We start from the raw sequence: 20,929 nt of genomic DNA on the forward strand, positions 1-20,929 counted from the left end.
ACCTCACATCAAAGGAGCAACAATGTCATTTGGTCAGCGCAACTTCGACCGCCAGAAGCCGGAAATTGACTTCCCCGAAGGCGACGTCCCCTCAGAACTGGTCATCACCGATCTCATTGAAGGTGACGGCGCAGAGGCCAAGAAGGGCGACACCGTTTCCACCCACTACGTCGGCGTGGCCTGGTCCACCGGCGAAGAATTCGACGCCTCCTGGGGCCGCGGTGCTCCGCTGGACTTCCGCGTAGGCGTGGGCCAGGTCATCCAGGGCTGGGACCAGGGACTTCTCGGCATGAAGGTGGGCGGCCGCCGTCGCCTGGAGATCCCCTCTGAGCTCGCCTATGGCTCCCGTGGGGCCGGCGGAGCCATCGGCCCCAACGAAGCACTGATCTTCGTGGTGGACCTCGTCGGCGTACGCTGACCTGGAATTTTGCCTGAGCAAGGCAATTGAAGGCGCGGTAACAATCAGGATCTCTTTTCCTGCAGTTGCCGCGCTTTCTGCTTTCCGGCGGAGATTTTAGTAACGTAGCCAGAGTGTCCGCATCCCGTACAGAACGTCTGCTCAACCTGCTGATTGCCCTCCTGAACACCAAATACGGCCTGCGCCGCACGGAACTGCGGGAGAAGGTTTACCACGATACTTCCGGCAACGACACCGCTTTCGGCAGGATGTTCGAGCGGGACAAGAACGACCTCCGCCAGTTCGGCTTCGACGTCGAAGCCGTCACGGACACGGGGTGGGAGGATGACCCCGCCACCACGCGCTACCGGATCGGCAAAGAGTCCAACCGGCTGCCTGATGTCCAGCTCAGCCCGGGGGAGTGGACGGTCCTTCTGCTGGCATCCCAGCTGTGGGAACGTGCCGCTCTGGGAACCGCGGCCGCAAACGCCCTCCGGAAGCTCCAGGCTTCCGGGACCCTGGCCGACGTCGAACTTCCTGTTGGCGTCCAGCCCCGCATCCGGCCTGCAGGCCAGGCTTTTGACGACCTCGTCGCGGCCATGCACTCCCAACATCCCGTCCGATTCCCATACCTGGCCGGCAGCACGGGCAAGGAAGAGCAGCGGACGGTCGAGCCATGGGGCCTGGGTAGCCGGTTTGGGCACTGGTACCTGGCCGGCTACGACCGCTCGCGTCAGGCGGTGCGCCACTTCCGGCTCTCCCGGTTCACCGGCGCCGTCACAGTGCTGGACAAGGAAACGTACTCGCCGCCGCCGAACTTCAACGTGCGCGAGGCCCTGGAGAAGCTTCCCGAACTTCCACTCCAAACCGCCGTCGTAGACGTCCGGGCGGGGCGCCTTCTTGCCCTGCGCCGGCGGGCCACCCAGGGCCCGGGCGGCAACGCGGGTATACCCGGCGCCGGCAACGAACGGCTGAGCCTCAGCTTCAGGGACATCGACGCCCTGGCCGAGGAGCTGGCCTCCTACGGTCCTGACGCCTTGGCTGTCGAGCCGGAAGAGCTCGTGACGGCTGTTCGGACCCGGCTACAGAGCGCAGCAGCGTTCTGCAGCGCTCCTGTACCGGCCTACCGGTTTGCCGACCCGGCGCGGACCCGCAGCGTCCGTAAACGCACCTCGGAGGACCAGCTCAAGCGCATGTTGCAGCTTGTGCCGTTCCTGGTCCACAACCAGGGCCTGCACATTCGGGAAGTCGCCGCGCAGTTCGGCGTCACGCCCGAAGAGCTCGAGGGTGACCTGCGGATCCTCATCTGCTCCGGACTGCCCGAGGGATACCCCGACGACCTGCTGGACATCCATTGGGAGGAAGGCCACGTCTACATCACCGAGGACCTGGACCTCAAGAGGCCTGTCCGGTTCACAGTTGACGAGGCGTGTGCGCTTCTGACCGGCCTGGAGACCCTTAATGGGCTTCCGGGCCTCGCCGAAGGGGGCGCCCTGGAGTCGGTGACGCTCAAGCTGATGGCGGCCGCGGGGGAGCAGGGCCTGCGGGCCGGATCGCTCGCCGGCCCGCAGGTGGGACCCGCTGATTCGGCTGTTCTTGACATTGTCCGGAGTGCGATCGAGGCCCACGCCCAGCTGCGGCTCGTTTACCTGTCGGCCCAGCGAGATCAGGTGTCCGAACGGGATGTCGACCCGCTGCGCCTTTATTCGCTGGACAACACCTGGTATTTCGAGGCCTACTGCCATTCAGCCCAAGGACTCAGGAACTTCCGGCTGGACCGGGTCCAGGAAGTCCGTCCCAACGGACAGCCGGCCTCCACCCAGGTGCGTCCAGCGGAAGGGTTCCCGGCGAAGCTTTTCACACCGAACGACGACGACACCACCGTTGTGGTGCAGCTCACCAGAGCGGGGGCCGGCCTGGCTGACGACTACTACGCCGAGCGGGTGGCGCCCTTGCCGGACGGGGGGCTCGTGGCTGAGATCCGGTTCGGCAGCACAGCCTGGCTGCCGATGCTTGTAGCCCAGCACGGCGGTGCTGTGCGGATCCTTGAGCCTACGGACCTCGCGCAAACAGCGCGGAAATGGATCGAGGCAGCTCTGGCAAGGTACGGCGGCTAGACTCTTCAGCATGCCTTGGTGGTCCTGGATCCTGATCTGGATAGCGCTCGTTGCGCTCTCCCTGCTTTTTTATGTCCTGCTGGGCATCCGGCTCTACCGCCAGTTCATGGCCACCATCAAGGACTTGGGTGCCGCCGGAGAGAAAATCGGCCATCTGGCAACGCTCCCGGCCACCTACGACGAGCCCCGGCCGTTGACATCCGTTCCGCCCGGAGCGGCCATTTTTGCTACCCGGGCCCGGATGCGACATGATTACGACGCATCCAAGTCGTCCCGCCGGGAGGACCGCCGCCAGAGGCGGGTACAACGCAAGACCGACCGTGGGCAACCGCAGTCGCTTCGCGATCTGGATTTCAGTTAGACGTAGGATGTTGTTAGAGGAAAGGATTTCCCGTGGGAAGACTCTTTGATGGCCCGTGGCCAATTGTTATTATCATCGTCGTTGCGCTGCTGCTGTTTGCCGCGCCCAAACTCCCTGCCATGGCCCGCAGCCTTGGCCAGTCCATGCGGATCATCAAATCCGAGGTCAAGGAGATGAAGAACGACGGCAAGACTGAATCCACCCCCGACGCCTCGGGTCCGGTGGAAGGCAAGGTTGTGAACCACCCGCAGGCGAAGCCTGCACCTACCCAGCCCGGCGAGCCGACTGACGGCACTGACGTACCGCCGTCGAACCGCGCTTAACGCACAGTGGCACTGACGCGGGGCCGTAAGTCCAACCCTGAGGGGCGGATGGCTCTTTGGGACCACCTCAAGGAGCTCAAGAACCGGCTGATCAAATCGGCGATCGCTGTGCTGCTTGCTGCCGTGGGCGGCTGGTTCCTCTACGATCCGGTCGTGACTTCCCTGTCCGAACCGCTGGTCTCCATTGCGCATGAGACCGGACGAACCGCAGTGCTGAACTTTGCCACCATCGCGGATCCTTTCGCTTTCAAGATCCAGATAGCCATCCAGATCGGCCTGGTGATTTCCAGCCCGGTCTGGATTTACCAGGTATGGGCGTTCATCACGCCCGGGCTGACCCGTAAGGAGCGCGGCTACACCCTCGGTTTCATGGCCGCAGCAGTACCCCTGTTCCTTGCCGGGGTCTTCGTTGCCTGGCTGGTTTTCCCGACCGTGGTGCGGGCGCTTCTTCAATTCACGCCTTCCACCGGCGCCAACAACATATCGGCGACGGATTACCTCACGTTCACCTCACAGATGCTGCTCATCCTGGGAATCTCATTCCTGGTGCCTGTGATTCTGGTAGGCATCAACATGGCCGGTGTGGTGCGGGGCAAGACCATCCTCAAAGCCTGGCGGATCATCGTTTTTCTGGTGTTTGTCCTCGCGGCCCTGGCGGCACCGGGAACTGACGCCCTCTCCATGTTCCTGCTGGCTGCGCCGCTCCTTGTCCTGTTTTTCGCGGCGATCGGCCTGTGTATTGTCAACGACAAGCGGCGTGATGCACGCGTGGCGAAACGCGCCGCCGAGACAGACGCGACAGCTGACACCCCGACGCCGGGCAGCGAACTGAAAAACCTGTAGCGCGCGGCGCACTAGGCTTGAGGTATGTCTATTTCCGAGCCGCTCCCGCCCTCTGAAAGTTACCGGGCCAGCGCGGAACGCACAGCCGAGGCAGGCACCTATCTGGGCGGGTTTGTCCGCACCCTGGATTTCGAACTCGACGATTTCCAGCGTCTGGCCTGCAGGTCCCTGCAGGAGGGGAGGGGGGTGCTGGTGGCGGCCCCCACCGGCGCTGGCAAGACAATCGTCGGTGAGTTCGCCATCTACCTCGCGCTCGAACGCCACCTCAAGGCGTTTTACACCACGCCCATCAAGGCACTGAGCAACCAGAAGTTCACCGAACTGGCCGAGAAATACGGCGCGGAAAACGTGGGGCTGCTGACAGGCGACACCAGCATCAACGGCGACGCACCGGTGGTGGTCATGACCACTGAGGTCCTCCGGAATATGCTGTACGCCGATTCGGACACCCTGGATGACCTCGGCTTTGTGGTCATGGACGAAGTCCACTACCTCGCTGACCGGTTTCGGGGCGCCGTCTGGGAGGAAGTCATCATCCACCTTCCCAGCGAGGTCCAGGTGGCATCGCTCAGCGCTACCGTGTCCAATGCGGAGGAGTTCGGTGCCTGGCTGGATACCGTGCGGGGCGACACGGACATCATTGTCTCCGAGCACCGGCCGGTGCCCCTGTGGCAGCACGTGATGGTGGGCCGGCAGATTGTGGATCTGTTTGCCGGGGAAACCACTTTCGATGAAATCGCGCCGCCCGCGGACGCCGAGACCGGCGTTCCGGTGACAGTTCCCGTGCCGCCGGACCAGGCAAGGAATGACGCGTCACGGCCCGGATTCGAGGTCAACCCGGACCTGCTGGCCATGGCCCGCAGCGAAAGCCAGCAGAGCTTCAGCGGACGCTTCGGGCACGGCGGGCGCAGCCAACGCCGCCAGCACCGTCAGCGGGGAGATGAACGCCAGGCGCAGGCAGCCCCGCAGGGCGCTGTCCGGAAGGCCAGCCGCCCCCAGGTGATCGCCAGCCTTGACCGCCAGGACCTGCTGCCTGCCATCACGTTCATCTTCTCCCGGGCCGGCTGCGACGCAGCGGTGGCCCAGTGTGTCTCCTCCGGACTGTGGCTGACCACGGAGAAGGAACAGCGGATCATCGCCCAGCGCGTGGATGAGGCCGGACAGGACATCCCGTCCGATGACCTGGATGTCCTGGGCTTCTGGACCTGGCGGGACGGCCTGCTGCGGGGCTTTGCGGCGCATCACGCCGGGATGCTCCCGACGTTCAAGGAAGTGGTTGAGAAACTCTTCGTCGAAGGGCTCGTCAAAGCTGTCTTCGCCACCGAGACCCTCGCCCTGGGTGTCAATATGCCCGCCCGCTCAGTGGTGCTCGAAAAGCTGGATAAGTTCAATGGCGAAGCCCATGTGGACATCACCGCCGGCGAATACACCCAGCTGACGGGCCGCGCCGGCCGCCGGGGTATCGACATCGAGGGCCACGCCGTTGTCCTGTGGCAGCCGGGGACCGATCCGGCCGCCGTCGCCGGCCTTGCCTCCAGGCGGACCTATCCGCTGAATTCGAGTTTCCGGCCGACGTACAACATGAGCATCAACCTCCTGGCGCAGTTCGGCCGCTCCCGGGCGCGCGAGATCCTTGAATCGTCCTTTGCACAGTTCCAGGCCGACCGCTCGGTGGTGGGGCTGGCCAAGCAGGTGCGCAGCAGGGAGGAGTCCTTGGCTGGCTACGCGAAGTCCATGACCTGCCACCTGGGCGATTTCACCGAGTATGCAAGGCTGCGCCGCGAGTTGTCCGACGCCGAGAACATCACCACGCGGAGCACCTCCCGCGCACGAAAGTCACTGAACGAAGATTCACTGGCCCGGCTCATGCCGGGCGATGTGGTGGACGTTCCGGGCGGCCGCGCACCCGGGCCGGCCATTGTGCTGAGCTCGGACCATGGCGGCCGGGAGCCCCGCCCCGCTGTCCTGACGCTGGACAACCAGCTCCGGAGAATCGGCACAGAGGACCTGGAGGGCCCCATTGCGCCGCTGACCCGGATCCGGATCCCGAAGTCGTTCAACGCAAAGGTGCCCAAGTCCCGGCGGGACCTGGCGTCCTCAGCGCGCAACGCGCTGCGCGAGAACCGTCCGCCGGCTCCGGGCCGCAGCACCGATTTCGGCCTGGGAGCTGTCCTGCCAAATCAGGAAAAGCGCATTACGGAGCTTCGCCGGGCCCTGCGCGCCCACCCCTGCCACGGCTGCAGCGAACGCGAAGACCATGCGCGCTGGTCAGAGCGCTGGTGGAAGCTAAGGCGTGAGACAGACGCCCTGGTACGCCAGATCCAGGGCCGCACCAACACCATTGCCAAAACCTTCGACCGGGTCTGCGACGTCCTTTCGGCTTACGGCTACCTGGAAACCGGCAGTGACGGGCGGCTGGCGATCAGCGCCGACGGCCAGCGGCTGCGAAGGATCTATGGTGAGAAGGACCTGCTGATTTCCCAGTCATTGCGCCTGGGCGCCTTCGACGACCTCGACGCCGTCGAAGTTGCAACGCTGGCAACAGTCCTGGTCTACCAGGCCAAACGCGAGGACAGGGGCCTCCGACCCCGGATGCCCAGCGTCTCGCTCGAAACCTCGGTGGATGTGGTGATCCGCGAGTGGTCAGCGTTGGAGGACGTGGAAGAACAGAACAAGCTTCCCTTGACCGGCGAACCGGAACTGGGGCTGATCTGGCCGATGTACAAATGGGCCAAGGGACGGCACCTCCAGGATGTGCTCAGCGGCACGGACCTGGCGGCCGGCGACTTTGTCCGCTGGGTCAAACAGGTCATCGACCTCCTTGATCAGCTCGCCAAGATCCCGGGCCTTGACCCACGCCTGGCCCGGCTGTGCGCCGAAGCCATTTCCCTCATCCGCCGCGGCGTCGTGGCGTACTCTTCAGTCCTCTGATCCACCGGCAGCCCGCTGCCCACCCCATCCCAGGAGCTTGCCTGCATGAACAACGAACCTTCGCCCGTGCCCGCCCCTCAGGAACGGAAGGTTGTCCTGTACCGCAACGGTTCGGTCTACACCGCAGCGGACCCGTTTGCCACCGCCATGCTGGTCGACGGCGACACCGTTGCCTGGGTCGGCTCCGAGCAGGCGGCGTCCTCCATTGCCGACAGTTCCATGGAGGTCATCGACCTCAAGGGCGCCCTCGTTGCGCCGGGGTTCGTGGATTCCCACGTCCACCTTACGGAATCCGGTATTGCGCTGGGAGCCTTGCAGCTGGGCGGGGTCCGCTCGGCGCGGCAGCTGCTCGACGCCGTCGCTTCCTTCCAGGGTGACGGACCGGTGTTGGGGCACGGGTGGGATGAGTCCACCTGGGCGGACCCGTCACTGCCTGCAGCCGATGAGCTGGAGCGCGCTGCCGGTGGCAGGCGCGTTTTCCTGTCCAGGGTCGATTCACACTCGGCCCTGGTGTCTTCTTCGCTGGCCGCGGCCGCCGGCCTCCCGGGCATCGACGGCTTCACCTCCGAAGCGCAGGTCAAAAGGGCTGCCCATACAGCGGCCCGCCAGGAGGCGCGGCGGCTCCCGGCGGCCACCCTCCACGGTTATCAGCAGCGCGCCCTCGCTGAGGCGGCAGAAAATGGCTACGTCGCAGTGGTGGAGATGGCAGCGCCCCATATCGGCGGAATATCGGACCTCCGCGTCGCCGCCGCCTGGAACACCGCCGACGGGCCGGCCGTGCCGGAGATCCTGCCGTATTGGGGGGAGCTTGCCGCCTCCGAGGAGCACGCCAGGACACTGCTGGACGGGCTGGGCGTCCAGGTGCGCGGACTCGCCGGCGACCTGAACATTGACGGGTCCCTCGGCTCCCGGACCGCAGCCGTTCGTACCGATTACAGCGACGCGGCAGGTGAGCGGGGAAGCCTGTTCCTCTCTGCCGAGCAGGCTGGGGCGCACTTGGCGGCCTGCTCGCTGCTGGGCATTCAGGGTGGCTTCCACGTGATCGGCGATGCCGGCCTCGATGCCGCACTGAAGGCATTGGAACTCGCAGCGGCGGAAGTGGGGGAGCAGCGGATCCGGGCGGCAGGCCACCGCTTTGAGCACGTGGAAATTGCCGACGCCGACGCCGTGCAGCAGCTGGCACGGTACTCGGTCACCGTCAGCGCACAGCCCGGGTTCGATGCGGCATGGGGGCACGACGGCGGGATGTACGAACAGCGCCTCGGCAGCCGGAGCCGCTCCATGAACGCGTTTGCCTCGTTCTACGCTGCCGGCGTGCCTATCTGCTTCGGCAGCGACAGCCCGGTGACACCTCTGCGCCCGTGGTCAAGTGTCCGGGCGTGCCTGGAGCACCACAACCACGACGAACGGATCTCCGCCCGGGCAGCTTTCCTGGGCCACACCCGGGCAGGCTGGCGCGCCGCCAAATATCACAACCCGATGGCAGGCCAGCTGGTTCCGGGCGCGCCGGCCAGCTTTGCGGTCTGGGACGTTGAGGAGCTGATGGTCCAGGTTGCAGACGGCCGCGTGCAGTCCTGGAGCACGGATCCCCGAGCCCGCACACCGCTGTTGCCCGCGCTCGACACAGGCGCCGATCCCGTCTGTCTTCAGACCGTGAAGGACGGCACCGAGCTGTTTTCGAGTCCTGCCCTGCGATCCTGACCAGCACGTCAGCCCCTTTCAAACCGATCGGCCTATAATAGGTAGTTGCGCCTGCCGTCCAGCTGCCCAGCTGCTGATCAGTCGCTCCGACCGCTCCCGTCCAGGAAGGCCCTTTGTGCGCGTCCTCACCATCATTCCGACCTACAACGAGTTGGAATCGCTGCCGAAAACCCTGCAACGCCTCAGGGCGGCCGTCCCTGCCTCGGACGTGCTGGTGGTGGACGACAACAGCCCAGATGGCACCGGACAGCTGGCTGACAGCTTCGCCGCAACGGACCAGCAGGTCCACGTTCTTCACCGCAAGGGCAAGGAAGGCCTGGGAGCCGCATACATCGCCGGCTTCAAGTGGGGACTGGATGCCGGCTATGACGTGCTGGTCGAAATGGACGCCGACGGCTCACACCAGCCGGAGCAGCTTCCCCAACTGCTCGAAGCCGTGGAGCAGGGCGCAGACCTTGCCATGGGCTCACGCTGGGTTCCTGGAGGCAGTGTGGTCAACTGGCCGCTGTACCGGCAGGCAATTTCTCGGGTTGGAAGCACCTACGCGCGGCTCATGCTGGGCTTGAAGATCAAAGACGTCACCGGCGGCTACCGCGCCTTCCGGCGGACCACCCTGGAGAAGCTCAACCTGGATCAGGTCGATTCTGTCGGCTATGGATTCCAGGTGGACCTGGCGTGGCGGGTTGCCAAGATGGGGCTCCGGATAGAGGAGCGCCCCATCACGTTCGTCGAGCGTGAGCTGGGGGCATCGAAGATGAGCGGGAACATCGTAGTAGAAGCAATGATCAACGTGACCAAGTGGGGCCTGCTGGCACGTTGGAACAAACTTACGGGGAAGCGGGCTCCCGGCCAGGGTTAACCCCCGGACGGACCGAGGCCCTGCCTAACGGCGCCGGTCCACTTAGGAAAAAGGCCGGCCCGGCAACGTGATCACGTTGCCGGGCCGGCCTTTGCCGTTCGTTCAGGCCGCCTCAATCAGCGAGGCTGCGCCAGCGGGTCCGGTCAGGCACTGCGCCGTTCGCCGCGACGTTCGCGCAGGATGGTCAGCCGGTCTTCAAGGATCTGTTCCAGCTCCGGGAGGGAACGCCGCTCCAGGAGCATGTCCCAGTGGGTGCGTACAGCCTTTTCGTTGCTGGTGTCGGGGCGTTCCCCGTCCACAAGCAGGGCTTCCTTGCCGGTCTTGGAAACCCATACAGGAGGAATCTCTGCCTCTGAGGAGAAGGTGACAAAAACCTGCTCGCCGTCCTCGCACCGGTATTCGACACGCTGACGCGGGGCCGGCTCAACGCCGGACTCGGTCTCCATGCTCTGCGCGCCAAGGCGCATACCCCGCAGGCTGCGATCGCTCATGTTTTCTCCCTCTGGTCGGTTCGCGGAGCAAGGCTCCACGCAAGCCGGCGCGGCAAGACCGCTCCGGACTTCGGTGTTAACTGTCCTGCATCATAAGTTTCAACGCATTGCGCAGCATTCTTGTTCCAGTGGATCTGGTCCGACCGGACAAATATCCAATTATACACCGCCCGTTGCGGCACAATGCCGCCCTCTCTCAGGAACAAAGCGGTTCCAGGAGCCAAGCGGAATCACGAACGGTATCAGGAGCGTGGTTCCTTCGCAGGTTCCTCATCGAAAAGGCCCCCGCCGGCTCGCGGATCAGGGTTGGTGCCGCCCAGAGCATTGCCAATGCCTTTAAGGGCTTCGCCGACTTCGCTGGGGATGATCCACAACTTGTTCGAGGAGCCTTCAGCCAGCTTGGGCAGGGTCTGCAGGTACTGGTAGGCCAACAGCTTCTGGTCCGGATTGCCCTTGTGGATCGCGTCAAAGACCTTTTGGATGGCCTGGGCCTCACCGTCTGCACGGAGGATGGCCGCCTTGGCGTCACCCTCTGCCGCCAGGATCGAGGCCTGCCGCTGGCCTTCAGCCGTCAGAATGGCGGACTGCTTGGTGCCCTCCGCGGTGAGGATCGCGGCGCGGCGGTCGCGTTCAGCCCGCATCTGCTTCTCCATCGAGTCCTGGATGGAGTGGGGCGGATCGATGGCTTTGAGCTCGACGCGCGAAACCCGGATACCCCAGCGGCCGGTGGCCTCGTCCAGAACGCCGCGCAGCTGACCGTTTATCTGGTCACGGGAGGTCAGCGCTTCCTCCAGGTTCAGGCCGCCGACGACGTTGCGCAGCGTAGTGGTGGTGAGCTGTTCCACTGCCTGGATGTAGTTGGCGATTTCGTAGGTGGCCGCCCGCGGATCGGTGACCTGGAAGTAAACCACTGTGTCGATGGACACCACGAGGTTGTCTTCGGTGATGACCGGCTGCGGCGGGAAGGAAACAACCTGTTCCCTGAGGTCAAGAAGCGGCAGGAGCCTGTCCACGAACGGGATCAGGATGGTGAGCCCAGGGTTGAGCGTCCGCTGGTACTTGCCGAGCCTTTCAACGACGCCGGCCCTGGCCTGCGGGATGATCCGCACCGAGCGGACCAACACTATGATTACGAACACGATCAGGACCACCAGCACAATGGCGAGGGCGGCTCCTCCTGCGTTATCCATACATCTCCTTTTCCCCAGTTGTCAGTGAAGCTGTATCAGGACGGGTTTGCCGGCTCCGGCGGGGCGGCCACCACAGCGGTGGCGCCGTCGATGGCGGACACCACTGCCTTCTGGCCAGCAGGCAGGACGGCCCCTGCGGACCGGGCGCTCCACACGTCTCCGCCGATCTTGACGAGGCCGCCGGTGGAGCTGACTGCTTCCATCACCAGGGCCTGCTCGCCAATGAGGCGGTCCACGTTGGTGCGCTGCTCGGTGGGTCCCTTTTTCAGGTGGCTGAGGGCTACCGGGCGGACGAAAGCGATCATCAGCAGGGACACCACGCAGAAGATGACAATCTGCAGCCACAGGTCAGCGCCGGCAAAATCAGCGACGATTGCGGCGAGCGTGCCGCCGCCGAGCATGATGAAGAAAAGGTCCAGGGTGATCATCTCGATCACAGCGAAAGCGAGGAAAGCGGTGAGCCACAGGGCCCACCAGTTTTCGCCTAGCCATTCAAACATTCCGTCCCCTTCGACCGCGGCCGACCCTTTCGGTAACTGTCTCTTTATCCTAGCCCGCGGACAGCGGGGCCGCAGGGGCACGGGAGGAGCACAAGGGAACGTCGCCAAGTCGTTACGTTGCCGCCGTCGCGGGCCGGAAGACGGTGATCCTGAACCTTGCGTCCACCGCTGTCACCTCGTCTCCCGTACCGAGGCTGGAAACCAGGGCCGCTCGGTCAAGGTGGTGCCCGGCAGGACCCATGAAAGCCAGATCGGCCACCTCCCCGGGCGTCAGCATCATCCCTATATCAAGGTCCCGGGCCGACTCAGCGACGAAGTGGCCGGACAGGGACTCAGCCAGCCTGGCGTCCTTGTCTTCCTCGATGCCCAGCATCCCGGTCCGCTCGGCCACCGCCGCCAGGTGCCCGGCACGCGGCGTCACCACGACCAGCCTGCCGCCGGGGCGGAGGACACGGGCGAATTCCGCCCCGTTGCGGGGCGCAAAGATGACCGTAACGACGTCGACGGCGGCGTCCGCTATGGGTAATGGCTGCCACACATCGCAGGCGAGGCAGATGGCCTCCGGGTTGAGCCGGGAGGCGCGTCTCAAGGCGAACTTGGAGATGTCAAGCGCGACGGCAGTGCAGCTGGCTCCCCGCCGGCTGACCTCATCGAGCAATACCCGGAGGTACTGGCCCGTCCCTGTCCCGGAGTCGAGAATGGTAAATTCGCCCCGCTGAGGTACCAAAGGTGCGACGGCGGCCGCGACGGCCTCCGCCAGGGGACGGTAATGCCCGGACTCGAGAAAATTGAAACGGGCGGCCACCATCGGGGCGCTGTCAGCCTCAAAAACCGTCCCCTTGCCGACCAACAGGTTGTAATACCCCTGCTTGGCAGCATCGAAGCTGTGCCCCGACCCGCACACCAGGGCCGAGAGCGGCGCGCCTGGGTTGTCCACAGCCTGCAGCGGCACCCGGCAGACGGGACAGCGCAGCGGCATGGGACGGGACGAAGGCATGGGCACCATCTTAGGGGGCGGGGCACGTTAGGCTCACGTGGGTGAAGCCAGAACACCTCCCGCTGCTGAATTCAGTCTCCGCCCCGGCGGTTCATCCCGACGGCACCCGGGCCGTCGTGTCAGTAACCAGGCCGGATTTCGATGCTGACGCGTATGTGGGCCAGTTGTGGAACGTGCCGCTGGACCAGGAGCAGCTGCCCCGCCGGATCACGAGGGGCTTCCGGGATACTGACCCGGCATTCTCTCCAGACGGGCTGGTCCTCGCGTTTCTTCGCACCGAAGGCCCGTCGTCGAAGGCGCAGCTCTGGGTCGTGGAGGCGGCCGGCGGCGAACCCCAGGTCATCACCGACAGGCTCTTGGGTGTGGAGGACTTCGCCTGGTCACCTGATTCCCACCGGATAGTCTTCAGTTCACGTGAGCCGGAAGCGGGACGGTACGGCAGCAGTGAGGGAGTCACACCGGAGGCGGAGGAGCCGCGGTTCATTTCCACCTACCAGTACCGGCTCAATGGTGTGGGGTACACCCGTGACCGGCCGCGAAGGCTGTTCGTGGCGGACGTCCCCGAACTGGGAGGGGAGCCGCAGATCCCGCCCCGGAGCAGCCAGGGAACGCAGGACACCGAGCATCGGGGCGCGGCGGTGCCAGCCGCACGGTTCTTGACCCCGTTTGCTGCCGATCAAAGCGGCGGCGTTTTCAGTGCTGACGGGGCCTGGGTCTACTTCGTCGAAGAACAGCCCGGGAACGACGGTGACCTTGCCACCCGCCTCTGCAGGGTCCCGGCCACGGGTGGCGAGCCCCTGGCTGTGGAGCCACCGGGCAGTCCGGCCCGAGCAGTTCTCTCGGTACGGCCGTCGCGGGACGGCAAATGGCTGTTCTACATTGCCCGGGACCTTGGCGGATCCGGGCGGGATTTCGTGGCCCGCAACGCCGTGCTGTACTGCCTCCCGGCCGCCGGAGGCCAGGCCGAAGCACTGAGCGACCCTGAAGTCATGGACGTCTCAGCCCCGGGTGGGCGGATAGAACTCAGGGGCCCTGACCGCGCTCTGGTGCTCAACAATGCGCAGGGAACAGTGGAACTCCTCGAACTCGGAGCCACCGGCGGGAATGCCCTCCTGGTGCATGGGGACCAGGTGGTGACCGGCGCCGCCTGGGCCGGCGGCTCGCTGTTCGCCGCGTTCAGCGGCCCCTCCACGAACGGGGATCTTGCCGTACTCGACGACGGGCAGTTGCGGCTTTTGACCGACTTTTCCGCTGCGCTGCGGAACCAGGCTGACCTCGCGGTGCCGCAGGAACTCACCATCCATGGACCGGATGGCTATCCGGTCCATGGATGGCTGGTCCGGCCTCCCGGCAAGGGTCCCCATCCGGTGCTACTGAACATCCATGGTGGTCCGTTTGCACAGTTCACCGTTGCGCTGTTCGACGAAGCCCAGGTCTACGCGGCCGCCGGGTACGCCGTGCTCATGTGCAATCCCCGCGGCTCGGCAGGTTACGGCCGGGAACATGGCCTGGCCATCAAGGGCCGGTTCGGCACCGTCGACATGCAGGACGCCATCGCGTTCCTGGACGGCGTCCTCGCGAAATTCCCGGCGCTTGACTCTGGCCGGGCAGGAATCATGGGCGGCTCCTACGGCGGGTATCTCACGGCGTGGACGACTGCCCATCATCACCGGTTCGCCGCCGCCATCGTCGAACGTGCATTCCTGGATCCGGTCAGTTTCGAAGGCTCCGCCGATATTGGCTGGTACTTCGGCCGGGAATACCTCGGCGGAACAGCGGCGGATGTGGCAGCCCAAAGCCCGTTCCACCACGTGGAGCAAGTGCAGACCCCAACCCTGGTGATTCACAGTGAAAACGATCTTCGGTGCCCGTTGGAACAGGGCCAGCGCTACTACACGGCCCTGAAACGTCAAGGCGTGGAAACCGCACTGCTGGTCTTTCCCGGTGAGGACCACGAGCTCTCCCGTTCGGGGAGACCGCAGCACCGCCGCCAGCGCTTTGAACACATCCTGCGCTGGTGGGCAAAGTTCCTCCCGACGGCTCAGAATCCGGCAGGAGAAGGAGGGGGCTGACCGCCACCGGGCTTCAGGGAAGAAAACCCAGGGCTGCGCGGGCCTTTCCGATCCCTGGCTCGGCCCAGTTGGCAGCGTACTCGGCGTTCCCGCTCAACGAACGGAGTTCGGCGAGGTCCACGTAGAGTACCCCGTGCAGGTGGTCAGTCTCATGCTGGACGATCCGGGCCTGCCAGCCTTCGAATTCGCGCTCCGCGCCCGGCCCCTCGGGTGTTTGGTACTGCAGCAGCACACGTTCATGGCGGACCACCACCGCCTGCAGGCCCCGGAGTGAGAGGCATCCTTCAAAGAAGGCGGCGGTCTCCCCTCCGACGGGGCTGTACCGCGGGTTGATGATGGCCAGAAAGTCCAGCGGGGTGCGGTGGCGTACTGCGGCCGCCTCCGGGTCGACGTCGAACCGGTCCTCCAGGACCGCCAGTTGAAGCGGGATCCCGAGCTGCGGTGCGGCAAGGCCCACGCCGGGGGCTTCGTGCATGACGCGGCGCATCAGGGTGATCAGCTGCTCGAGCTCCCCGGGGCTGATCTGGCCATCGAAGGGTGCAGCCTCCTGGCGGAGCACAGGGTGCCCGGCCTGGACGATGGCCGGCAATGACTCTGCTGAAAGCAACTCCTGCACGCATTCCCGGAGCTGCGCAGGGCTGAACGGCGTGGGCGGTGATGCGGGGGTCATGGTGAAATCCTAACCGGGAAGCGCAGCGGCGGAGCTGCCGGTCCGATAGTGTCGGAGCCATGGCTGAACTGATGGCGGCAGACCCCACACCACGGGAACACGTCCTGGAATTTGTCCGCACGCTCGAAGCCGGAGGGGGAGGCGCGGCGATCCGGCGCTTCCTGGCCGAAGACTTCGTCCTGCTTGAGGCGCCGCATCTGCTCGCTCCGGAAGGTTCCACCCGGAACCTTGACCAAGTGCTTGCCGGGGCGGATCAAAGCGGCCAGGTGGTGGCCGCCCAGAAGTTCGAGATCCGGCGGATCACGTGCGAAGGCGGGCGGGTGGTTGTCGAGGCGGACTGGTCCGCCACGGTTCTGATGGACCTGCGGTATTGGGATGCCGGGGAGAGAATCCGCGCCAGGACGTCATCGGTCTTCGAAGTCCGTGAGGGCCTGATCATCAGCCAGGACAGTTACGACTGTTACTTCAGGGATTCCTGACCTGGCACGGTGCCCGGACTCACTGCATCGTGAACCGCCGGGCAACCAGCCTGTTGGCCGCGGGAAAGCCGGCAATTGCCCCGAGGACGCGGTTCCGGACTGACAGGAAGGGCTGTGGCAAGGGGCGTCCGAGCGTCATGTTCAGCTCTGACTGCCACCGTGCAAGACTGGCGGCTTTGCTGCGGGAAGCGGCATAGTCCTCGAGCCGGCGCCCCACAGGCTTCCCTGCCAGCGCCATGCAAATTACCGGCGCCAGCGCGGCTGCATCGAGCCAGCCGAGATTCATTCCCTGGCCCCCGATGGGGCTGATTTCATGGGCCGCATCACCGATCAGAACCGCCCGTCCCGCCACGGGCCTGCAGGCCAGAGTAGAGTGCGGGCTGAAGGCGCTGAGCATCGTGTTGGTGGCCGGATCAGGCCCGGTTCCGGTGCGGCGGTGCACTAACCGGGCCAGCTCCCCGGCGTCCACGTCCAGGGAAGGACTGTCCACTCTGGCCACCCAGCGCCGGACGCCGCCCGGAAGTGGAAACGATTCGACGATTCCGCCGGCCTCGAGATACAGCACGGCCTCGTGGTGGTGGTCGCCGTCAGCTGCGAAATCACCCATGACGTAGTGGTCGGGGTAACTTCGGGAGCTGGCTTCGATTCCCAGCAGCCGTCGCATCAGGGACCGGGAGCCGTCAGCGGCGACCAAGAGCGCCGCAGACAGTTGACCGGCGGGACGTTCACTGCCCGCGCCGCTCGACGTGCTGCTGCCAAGCGCCACGGTGACCTGGCCGCCGTCGTCCGCTATGTCCGTGACCCGGGTGCCCCTGACCAGCGCCGAGCTGTCCAAGCCGTTCACCCGCTGTTCCAGCAGGCTTTCTGTGGCGAACTGGGGGAGCGAGAGGACAAACGGGAAGCGGTCCGAAACGTGGGCGAAGGACATCGACCCGACCGTCTTTCCGCCGCTCTTGGCGACGCCGCCGCGGATCTGCACGCCGGAATCCACCATGGCCTCTGCCACGCCCACCTTCTCAAGCGCGGCGAGGGCGGGCGGGTGGATGCCGATGGCCCGCGAATGCCGGTCGCGTCCGCTTCGTTGCTCCAGGATCCTCACGCCCACTCCTTCCTGAAGGAGCAGTGCACCCAGGTACAGACCCACCGGACCGCCGCCGACGATCAGCACGTCAATCATCGGCAGCGGTCCGCGACCGATGTTCCGGGTGATGCTTGAGCACCTGGTGGAAAGGCGGGTGGAGCCCGACGCGCCAGCCCGGGGGAGCGGCAGCGCGGAGTTCTGCCGGCGTGTAGCTGCGACGGATGGAGAGCAGGCCGTCCGCCCGGATGAAGGAGCCGCGGAATGGCAGGGCTGCGAGGGCGAACAGGCCGTAGGCTGCCCCGCTGCGGCGAAGGTCGTTGTGCAGGGAAAGCCGTTGTGCCAGTTTTTGCGAGTCTGCCAGGACCTGCGCCAGTTCGGCCGGCTGCAGGTGGTGAAGGACGTGGTTCGAGATCACGACGTCGTACCGGCCACCTTCGCGCACGAGGTCGGCGCTGGCGGCCTGCCGGAACCGCACTGACGGCTTGGCCGCCGCGCGGGACGCATGCGCGCAGGCCCTCGCATCAGGATCGACCCCCGTGATCTGCACCTTCAGGTTGTCCCGCGCGGACCAGTTGGCGAGCAGCCGGGCGACGTCCCCTCCGCCGCACCCGATGTCCAGGATAGTGGTGACGTGGTCCGGCGACATGAGCGGGCGCAGTTCCCGGACATAGAGCAGGCGCCAGCCGGAAAAGAGCCGGTTCACCATGCCGAACTGACGGTACGTCCGTTCGAGCTTCACGGGATCGCAGTCTGGCCGGTCCATCATTTCGACGGCGTCCGCCGCGCGTTGCCGCATCAGAAGCAAGGGATCAGGCCAGGGACGCTGCGGCTGCCGTTCCCAGGACCTGGGGAGCGCCGCTCGCCTGCCGGAGCTTGGTAAAGAGGCCGGTCTCCACCGTGAGTCCGGGGCCGAAAGCCATGGAGCAGATTCTTTCGTCGCCGTCCCCGGCGGGCTGTTCCAGGATGTGACGGAGGACAAACAGCACGGTGGCGCTGCTCATGTTGCCGTAGTCCCGCAGCGTATCCCGCGCCGGAACGAGCTGTTGGTCCGTCAGCTCGAGGCGGGACTGGACCTTATCCAGGATGCTCCGGCCACCTGGATGAATGGCCCAGTGGCGGATGTCGCGGTAGGGGAGACCGCGCAGCGACGGGTCCCGGTCCAGAAGCGGTTGGAGTGCGCCGATGATGTGGTCGTCGATGATGTGCGGGACATAATTGCCCAGCACCATTTCGAAGCCGTGGTCCCCGATGTTCCAGGCCATGGATTCCTCGCCCACCGGCGTCAGGACCGTTTCGAAATGATCCAGCCGCATGAGGGCGGGTGCTTCGGGGACGTCCCGGGCGGTCACGATGGCGGCCGCTGCACCATCTGCGAACAGCGCAGATCCCATGATGGTGTCCGGGTCGTTCGAGGTCCGCACGTGGAGGGAACACAGCTCGGCGCACACCACCAGGACAACGGCCTGCGGATCGGCCTCGCAGAACGACTTGGCGGCCCGCAGCGCCGGGAACGCGGCATAACAGCCCATGAATCCGAGGTGATACCGCTGGACGGCCGGGTCCAGTCCCAACGCGCGGACGATCTTATAGTCAGGACCGGGGTTGAAGAAACCCGTGCACGAAACCGTGACCACGTGAGTTATGTCAAGTGGCGTCAGCTCCGGGCAGGCGTCCAAGGCAGCCTGGGCGGCCTCGATGAAGAGCTTGGTCGCTTCTTCGGCGAAGATTTTGTTGCGCACCTGGGTGGTGGGGTTCAGCAGGAGGCCTGTGGCCGGATCAAAGAACCGGGGATCGTCCGAGCGGAACGCCATGGTCATTTCCTCAACCGCCGTGTGGCGGGTGTCAATGGCAGCCGAGTCAAAGCAAGTGCTGACCAGCCTTGAGCCAAGCCGGGACAGGCCGGGCTGGAGCGCGAACACATCCCGGGCCTCGGTCTGGACAAGTACAGTCGGCGGAACAGCGGTTTCGAGGGAACGCAGATAGACCGTCATTGGTTCATTCTTGGCGAGCACCGCGGAATAGACAATGGCCGCAGCCCAATCCTGCTTTGACAACCACCCGGCCAGTCCCGGGCGCGCTGCTTCCACTCAACTTGGCAACTGGCAGCGAGACGTGTTGATGCGGGAGGGGTTGCCACTGGTTGGTGACTCTGGAATTTCCTTGCTTCCGAAAACAGGGGGTCACTAACGGTATGGATCAGGACGAAGCCGGCAGAAGAGCGGACCGCAGACCTGACAGGCCCCCAACGGGAATATGCGAGCCCCTAACCCCTAAGCCTTGCCCCCTCATGGAGCAGAATACCTTGCCGCAGTTGTTGCTGAAGCCTAGGCTCGTCCTACGCGCACATTGGCAGCATGGTCTCAGCCGCCGGTTACTTCTCAGCGTTATGGAGAGCCGTCATGAAAGCACAGACCACGCGATTCCTGGGCCCGATCCTCGCCTTCTGCCTTGCGGTTACGGGCCTGGCGGTTGCCGCGGCTCCGGCCGCTCAGGCGGCCACCACATACGGCTACCAGAGCATCGCCTATTCAGGTGTAGCCAACCCGCCAACCTCGGATAAACCCCAGAGCAAGCTTTGGTTCAACAACGGTTCCTGGTGGGCGGACATGTGGACCACAGGAAGTGGATGGCACATCTTTCGCTTGGACCGCAGCACGCACAAATGGGTCGACACGGGCGTGCTGAACGACAGCCGGGCCAACACGCTCGCCGATACGCTCTGGGATGGCTCCCACCTTTACATCGCTTCCCACGTGGTGACCATAAGCAGCGACGGAACGACCAGAGCCTCGATTTCCGGCCAGCCGGCCAAACTGTACCGCTACAGCTACGCCGCCGGCAAATACAGTCTCGACCCCGGCTTCCCGAGCACCATCACCAATAACAGCAGCGAATCGATGACCATCGACAGGGACTCGACCGGTGCCATCTGGGCCACCTGGACGCAGGTTTCCGGAAACTCAACGTCCGGATTCACGAATACGGTGTACGTGAATGCGTCCCAACCCGGCGGCGCGAAGTGGCTGGCACCCTTTGTCCTGCCGGTGTCCAACCCCCGGCCTGCGCCCGACGACATTTCTGCTGTAGTTTCCTACGCAAAGAACAAGATCGGCGTGATGTGGAGCGACCAACGTACGGGAAGCATGTGGTGGGCAACCCGAACCGACGGCACACCGCCAACGGCTACTTCGTCGTGGACCGTGCAGCCGGCCATTCAGGGCAAAGGGCAGGCTGATGACCACCTGAACCTCAAGGCGCTTCTCGCGGACCCGTCCGGGAGGGTGTACGCAGCAGCCAAGACCAGCCTGGACACCACGTCCTCGGATAAGTCGCTGCCGCAGCTGTTGTTGCTCGTTTTCAAGCCCGGTACCGGCTCATTCACCAAATCCACCATTGCTACCGTCGGCGACTGCGTCACGCGCCCCCAGATTCTTCTGGACACGCAGAATAACAAGGTCCATGCATTCTTCACGGCCCCGTCCGCGAGCGGCTGCGCCTACATCGGTGCAACGGGCAGCATCTACGAGAAAACAGCTTCAATGGACAGCCCGGTGTTCGGCGCTGGCCGCGGAACACCGGTGATCCAGGACGGCGCCTCGGACCACGTTAATGACGTCACCACTACAAAGCAGGCCGTCAACCGCTCGACCGGGATCGTGGTGATGGCAACGAACACGGTCACCAAGCGCTACTGGTACTCCGACCGGCCGCTCTGAACCGCCCCGACTGGCTGGACGGCCCCTTCTACCGCCCCCCGCAATAACGCCGATAATCTACATTATGTAAAGTAGTACTCTGCGTATTGCATCAGATGAATCAATCCACCCCGATCCCCTATGGTTGCTTGGCTCGGCTCCTGGGCCTCGGATTCCGCGGATTTGTAGGCGGTGCTCGGCTGATGTGCAGTCACGCAAGCC

General features: G+C 64.9%; 19 protein-coding genes. 11 read left to right on the forward strand and 8 right to left on the reverse strand.

Annotated features, from left to right (window positions below; translation table 11 throughout):
- Positions 1–22: 22 nt before the first annotated feature.
- From ACS5PJ_RS01195 to ACS5PJ_RS01230, 8 genes are all read left to right on the forward strand, one after another.
- Positions 23–418 carry an FKBP-type peptidyl-prolyl cis-trans isomerase gene (locus ACS5PJ_RS01195; protein WP_354148436.1) on the forward strand — a complete coding sequence of 132 codons (396 nt, stop codon included), beginning with the start codon at positions 23–25 and terminating at the stop codon, positions 416–418.
- 113 nt (positions 419–531) lie between these two features.
- On the forward strand, positions 532–2,514 hold the full coding sequence (locus ACS5PJ_RS01200; protein WP_439433107.1) for a helix-turn-helix transcriptional regulator: 1,983 nt from the start codon (positions 532–534) through the stop codon (positions 2,512–2,514).
- Between the two features lie 10 nt (positions 2,515–2,524).
- Positions 2,525–2,875 carry a hypothetical protein gene (locus tag ACS5PJ_RS01205; RefSeq protein WP_439433108.1) on the forward strand — a complete coding sequence of 117 codons (351 nt, stop codon included), beginning with the start codon at positions 2,525–2,527 and terminating at the stop codon, positions 2,873–2,875.
- Positions 2,876–2,907: 32 nt separating this feature from the next.
- A complete protein-coding gene (tatA, locus tag ACS5PJ_RS01210; protein WP_108599376.1) occupies positions 2,908–3,198 on the forward strand; it encodes a Sec-independent protein translocase subunit TatA in 291 nt (96 codons plus the stop codon).
- Positions 3,199–3,246: 48 nt separating this feature from the next.
- Positions 3,247–4,041, forward strand: coding sequence for a twin-arginine translocase subunit TatC (gene tatC, locus ACS5PJ_RS01215; RefSeq protein ID WP_439433109.1), 795 nt, complete (start codon positions 3,247–3,249; stop codon positions 4,039–4,041).
- A gap of 24 nt (positions 4,042–4,065) precedes the next feature.
- Complete coding sequence (locus ACS5PJ_RS01220) at positions 4,066–6,972, forward strand: DEAD/DEAH box helicase (RefSeq protein ID WP_439433110.1); 2,907 nt, start codon at positions 4,066–4,068, stop codon at positions 6,970–6,972.
- Positions 6,973–7,017: 45 nt separating this feature from the next.
- Complete coding sequence (locus ACS5PJ_RS01225; protein WP_439433111.1) at positions 7,018–8,673, forward strand: amidohydrolase; 1,656 nt, start codon at positions 7,018–7,020, stop codon at positions 8,671–8,673.
- 115 nt (positions 8,674–8,788) lie between these two features.
- The gene (locus tag ACS5PJ_RS01230) at positions 8,789–9,532 is read left to right on the forward strand and encodes a polyprenol monophosphomannose synthase (RefSeq protein ID WP_439433112.1); all 744 of its coding nucleotides are present in this window, start codon (positions 8,789–8,791) and stop codon (positions 9,530–9,532) included.
- A 143-nt stretch (positions 9,533–9,675) separates the two neighbouring features.
- On the opposite strand, the gene ACS5PJ_RS01235 is transcribed toward ACS5PJ_RS01230, so the two are convergent.
- From ACS5PJ_RS01235 to ACS5PJ_RS01250, 4 genes are all read right to left on the reverse strand, one after another.
- A complete protein-coding gene (locus ACS5PJ_RS01235) occupies positions 9,676–10,023 on the reverse strand; it encodes an RNA polymerase-binding protein RbpA (protein ID WP_003802221.1) in 348 nt (115 codons plus the stop codon).
- A 242-nt stretch (positions 10,024–10,265) separates the two neighbouring features.
- The gene (locus tag ACS5PJ_RS01240; RefSeq protein ID WP_439433113.1) at positions 10,266–11,213 is read right to left on the reverse strand and encodes an SPFH domain-containing protein; all 948 of its coding nucleotides are present in this window, start codon (positions 11,211–11,213) and stop codon (positions 10,266–10,268) included.
- Positions 11,214–11,248: 35 nt separating this feature from the next.
- The gene (locus ACS5PJ_RS01245) at positions 11,249–11,713 is read right to left on the reverse strand and encodes an NfeD family protein (RefSeq protein ID WP_439433114.1); all 465 of its coding nucleotides are present in this window, start codon (positions 11,711–11,713) and stop codon (positions 11,249–11,251) included.
- 112 nt (positions 11,714–11,825) lie between these two features.
- A complete protein-coding gene (locus tag ACS5PJ_RS01250) occupies positions 11,826–12,710 on the reverse strand; it encodes a methyltransferase domain-containing protein (protein ID WP_439433115.1) in 885 nt (294 codons plus the stop codon).
- Between the two features lie 41 nt (positions 12,711–12,751).
- Between ACS5PJ_RS01250 and ACS5PJ_RS01255 the strand changes: the two genes are divergently transcribed.
- Positions 12,752–14,782 carry a S9 family peptidase gene (locus ACS5PJ_RS01255; protein ID WP_439433116.1) on the forward strand — a complete coding sequence of 677 codons (2,031 nt, stop codon included), beginning with the start codon at positions 12,752–12,754 and terminating at the stop codon, positions 14,780–14,782.
- A gap of 13 nt (positions 14,783–14,795) precedes the next feature.
- Here ACS5PJ_RS01255 and ACS5PJ_RS01260 read toward each other — a convergent pair whose 3' ends face one another.
- A complete protein-coding gene (locus ACS5PJ_RS01260; protein ID WP_439433117.1) occupies positions 14,796–15,452 on the reverse strand; it encodes a peptide deformylase in 657 nt (218 codons plus the stop codon).
- A 59-nt stretch (positions 15,453–15,511) separates the two neighbouring features.
- On the opposite strand from ACS5PJ_RS01260, the gene ACS5PJ_RS01265 reads away from it, so the two are divergent.
- Complete coding sequence (locus ACS5PJ_RS01265) at positions 15,512–15,931, forward strand: nuclear transport factor 2 family protein (protein ID WP_439433118.1); 420 nt, start codon at positions 15,512–15,514, stop codon at positions 15,929–15,931.
- Positions 15,932–15,950: 19 nt separating this feature from the next.
- Here ACS5PJ_RS01265 and ACS5PJ_RS01270 read toward each other — a convergent pair whose 3' ends face one another.
- Genes ACS5PJ_RS01270 through ACS5PJ_RS01280 form a run of 3 tightly spaced genes read right to left on the reverse strand, consistent with a single transcriptional unit; the run spans position 15,951 to position 19,003 of the window.
- Positions 15,951–17,108, reverse strand: coding sequence for an FAD-dependent oxidoreductase (locus ACS5PJ_RS01270; protein WP_439433119.1), 1,158 nt, complete (start codon positions 17,106–17,108; stop codon positions 15,951–15,953).
- Positions 17,101–17,808 carry a class I SAM-dependent methyltransferase gene (locus tag ACS5PJ_RS01275; protein ID WP_439433120.1) on the reverse strand — a complete coding sequence of 236 codons (708 nt, stop codon included), beginning with the start codon at positions 17,806–17,808 and terminating at the stop codon, positions 17,101–17,103. Before ACS5PJ_RS01275 ends, ACS5PJ_RS01270 begins: the two co-directional genes overlap by 8 nt.
- A gap of 13 nt (positions 17,809–17,821) precedes the next feature.
- Positions 17,822–19,003: a type III polyketide synthase gene (locus tag ACS5PJ_RS01280; RefSeq protein ID WP_439433121.1), complete on the reverse strand. Its 1,182-nt coding sequence runs from the start codon at positions 19,001–19,003 to the stop codon at positions 17,822–17,824.
- A gap of 408 nt (positions 19,004–19,411) precedes the next feature.
- On the opposite strand from ACS5PJ_RS01280, the gene ACS5PJ_RS01285 reads away from it, so the two are divergent.
- Positions 19,412–20,728, forward strand: coding sequence for a hypothetical protein (locus tag ACS5PJ_RS01285; protein WP_439433122.1), 1,317 nt, complete (start codon positions 19,412–19,414; stop codon positions 20,726–20,728).
- The last annotated feature ends 201 nt before the right edge of the window (positions 20,729–20,929 follow it).

Origin of the sequence: Pseudarthrobacter cremeus, from assembly GCF_051857465.1 — a bacterium.
Taxonomy (GTDB): Bacteria; Actinomycetota; Actinomycetes; order Actinomycetales; family Micrococcaceae; genus Arthrobacter.